Source organism: Mesorhizobium sp. M5C.F.Cr.IN.023.01.1.1 (assembly GCF_003997585.1).
In the GTDB taxonomy this organism is placed as follows: domain Bacteria; phylum Pseudomonadota; class Alphaproteobacteria; order Rhizobiales; family Rhizobiaceae; genus Mesorhizobium; species Mesorhizobium wenxiniae.
In genome coordinates this window covers 1-3,725 of sequence record NZ_RZSU01000209.1, presented here as the reverse complement: position 1 = coordinate 3,725, position 3,725 = coordinate 1, and the positions used below count along the sequence as shown (strand labels likewise).

Annotated in this window: 3 protein-coding genes; all 3 read right to left on the bottom strand. The window is 64.6% G+C overall.

The features are described 5' to 3' along the window. Positions 1 to 170 precede the first annotated feature (170 nt). Positions 171 to 1,016, bottom strand: coding sequence for a fumarylacetoacetate hydrolase family protein (locus EOA78_RS35200; protein WP_127320292.1), 846 nt, complete (start codon positions 1,014 to 1,016; stop codon positions 171 to 173). Between the two features lie 27 nt (positions 1,017 to 1,043). Continuing rightward, positions 1,044 to 1,775 carry an SDR family oxidoreductase gene (locus EOA78_RS35195; protein ID WP_127320290.1) on the bottom strand — a complete coding sequence of 244 codons (732 nt, stop codon included), beginning with the start codon at positions 1,773 to 1,775 and terminating at the stop codon, positions 1,044 to 1,046. Between the two features lie 194 nt (positions 1,776 to 1,969). Beyond that, the coding region (locus EOA78_RS35190; RefSeq protein ID WP_127320288.1) for an aldehyde dehydrogenase family protein at positions 1,970 to 3,725 on the bottom strand (1,756 nt) is incomplete at its 5' end.

Here is a 3,725-nt window from a genome sequence, read left to right as displayed (position 1 = left end):
GGACAGGCTCAGCTCGGTCGGATGAGGGGTGTTGGAAGGATCGCTACGCTGAAGGCGGAGGCGACTAAAATCCTTCCATGTTTTCTCGCCGCGTTTCTTCCAGCACCCCTCATCCGTCTCGGCGCTACGCGCCGATCCACCTTCTCCCACAAGGGGAGAAGGAAGAGCCCCTATAAGTCCGCCTTGAACGTCTGCTTCTGCATGCCCAGCCCTTCGATGCCGAGCTCGACGATGTCGCCGGGCTTCAGGAACACTGGCGGCTTCATCCCCAGGCCGACGCCGGGCGGCGTGCCGGTCGAGATGATGTCGCCCGGATGCAGCGACATGAACTGGCTGAGATAGGAAACCAGGTAGGCGACGCCATAGACCATGGTCTTGGTCGAGCCGTTCTGCATCGTCTTGCCGTTGACCTTCAGCCACATCGGGATGTTCTGCGGGTCTTTCACCTCGTCCTTGGTGACCAGCCACGGGCCGATCGGCCCGAATGTGTCGCAGCTTTTGCCCTTGGTCCACTGGCCCTGCCGTTCGGCCTGGAAGGCCCGTTCGGACACGTCGTGTGCGACGCAATAGCCGGCGACATAATCCAGCGCCTCGGCCTCGGTGACATATTTCGCGGTCTTGCCGATAACCACGCCGAGCTCGACCTCCCAATCGGTCTTCACAGAGCCGCGAGGGATCAGCACGTCGTCATCAGGCCCGACGATGGCCGAGCTCGCCTTCATGAAGATGATCGGCTCCGGCGGCACTGTGGCGCCGGTCTCGGCGGCATGGTCGGAATAGTTCAGGCCGATGCAGATGAACTTGCCGGTGCCGGCGACGCAGGCGCCGATGCGCGGCTTGCCGGAAACCGCCGGCAGCGATTTCGGATCGAGCTTCGACAATGTCTCAAGCGATGCCGGGTCGAGCGCCTTGCCGGCAATGTCGGTGACATGGGCGGAGAGGTCGCGGATCGTCCCATCCGCATCGAGCAGGCCGGGGCGTTCGCTCCCCGCCTCGCCATAGCGCAGCAGTTTCATAGAATTCTCTCCTTGATTGAGGTGAGCTTAAATCGACCAGCCACCGTCGATATTATAAGCCTGCCCCGACGTATAGGTGGCGCCGGCCAGATAGACGGCGAGATCGGCGATTTCCTCGGGCGTGCCGAGGCGGCCCATCGGCTGGCGGGCGATGAAGGCAGCGCGGGCTGCCTCGTAGTCGCCCTGCGCATGCATGCGGTCCTCCAGCGACGGGCTTTCGACCGTGCCCGGGCAGATGGCGTTACAGCGTATGCCCTTGCCGACATAATCGGCGGCGACCGATTTGGTCAGGCCGATGACGGCCGCCTTGGTCAGCCCGTAGACGAAGCGGTTGGGCACGCCCTTGGTCGAGCCCGCCAGCGACGCCATGTTGATGATCGAGCCGTCGCCGCGCTCGAGCATGCCGGGCAGCACGGCGCGTATGGTGCGGATCATCGAGCGAACGTTGAGATCCAAAGCAAAGTCGAGATCGGCGTCCTTCATCTCGAGGATCGAGCCCGAATGAACGAAGCCGGCGCAGTTGAACAGCACATCGACGGCCCCGATCTCGGCGAAGGCCGACGTCACGGCCTCGTCGTTCAGCACGTCGAGCTTGCGGGCCTTGATGCCAGCCGTCTTGCCTAAGTCGGCGAGCAGCACCTCGTTGATGTCGGTGGCGTGGACGACAGCGCCCGCCCTGGCGAAAGCCAGCGCGCTCGCACGGCCGATGCCTTGTGCCGCCGCCGTGACGACAACGATCTTGCCTGCCAGATCCGCCATGCTTTTCTCCTCGCCTGTCTGCGATCGCCCGGTTTACCGGCTCAAGGCCAAGGCGCAATGTGCCAGACGGACGCTAAACATCCCGCCTATCCCGATGTTCGCCTGCAGGCCAAATGTTTTTTCTCGGTAAAGAACATCTTTTGGCCCGTCAAGCCCGAACGCTTCTCGTCCGACGCAGCGCGCAGGGCGACCGTTCAATCGCCGTAGGGCACCCAGACGTTCTTGACCTCGATGGCACGGCGCAGGAAGGCATCGCCGGCGGCCTCTACCGACGCCCAGTCGAGGCTGCGACCGTTGCCGGTCCAGACGCGCTTGAGATTGCCGACAGAGTCGGCTTCGGCCTTGGCGCAGGTCTCGGCATCGGCGAATACCCAGAGCCCGTCGACATCGTCATGCCTGGCCAGCACGCCGGCGAGCTCGGCGCTGCGGCCGGTGACGATGTTGATGGCGCCGGCCGGAACGTCGGAATATTCGATGACCTGATAGAGATCGGTGGCGAGCAGCGGATATTTTTCCGAAGGCACCGCGACCACAGTGTTGCCCATGGCGAGCGCCGGCGCGAGCAGCGAGATCAGGCCAAGCAAGGGCGCATTGTCGGATGCCACGATGCCGACGACACCGACCGGCTCATGCAGTGCCAGTGTGACGGCGCGGGCCGGCGGCTGGTGGACGCGGCCCTCGAACTTGTCGGCCAGGCCGGCATAGAGAAACAGCCGCTCGATCGACTGGTCGACCTCTTCGCGCGCGGCCTTGGCGGTGGCGCCAGTAAGCTCTGTGAGACGCGCGGCAAACTCGTCGGCACGACCGGACAGGTTCTCGGCCAGATAGTAGAGCACCTGGCTGCGATTGTAGGCGGTTGCCTCCGCCCAGCCCTTGCAGCCACGTGCAGCCGCGACGGCGTCGCGGATATCCTTGCGGCTGCCGAGACCGACCTCGCCGGCAAGCTTGCCCTTGGCACTGGCTGTCGCCAGCGAATAATTGCCGTCGGGCCTGACCTGCTTGCCGCCGATAAACAGCTTTGCCGTGCGGTCGATGGCGTCGCCTTCCGATCGCTCGACAGGCTGGGTCGTAGCCGTGGCCCGCTTGACGGCAGGGCCGAGCGGCAGTTTTGCCGAGAGATATTCGAACATGCCCTCGCGCCCGCCTTCGCGGCCAAAACCGCTTTCGCGGTAGCCGCCGAAGCCGCAGGCGGCGTCGAACATGTTGGTACCATTGACCCAGACGACGCCGGCCTTTAATTGCGGCGCGACGTGCAGCGCAAGATTGACGTTCTCGCTCCACACCGAGGCAGCCAAGCCGTAGCGCGTGTTGTTGGCGAGCTCGACCGCTTCCTCGGTGTTGCGGAAGGTCATGGTCGCCAGCACCGGCCCGAACACCTCCTCCTGCGCCAGGATATTAGCCGGCGAAACGCCTGTCGCTAGCGTCGGCAAATGGTAGTAGCCGGAAGACGGCAGCGCCACGTTCGGCTGCCAGCAGACGGCGCCCTGCTTGGCGCCTTCGGCGACCAGGCCCTTGACGCGATCGAGCTGGGTCAGGTCGACCAGCGGGCCGATATCGGTGTTCTTGTCGAGCGGGCTGCCGACACGCAACCGGCTCATCCGCGTCTTGACCTTGGCGATGAAGGCATCGGCGATGCCTTCCTGCACCAGCAGGCGCGAGCCGGCGCAGCAGACCTGGCCCTGGTTGAACCAGATGCCGTCGACCAGTCCCTCGACGGCGCTGTCGAGATCGGCGTCCTCGAAGACGACGAAGGCCGACTTGCCGCCAAGTTCCAGCGATAGTTTCTTGCCCGACCCGGCAGTGGCTTTGCGGATGATCTTGCCGACCTCGGACGAGCCGGTGAAGGCGATCTTCTGGATGCCGGGATGATTGACGATGGCCGCACCTGCCTCCGGCCCGCCCTGGACGATGTTGCCGACGCCCTTCGGCACGCCGGCGCGCTCACATATC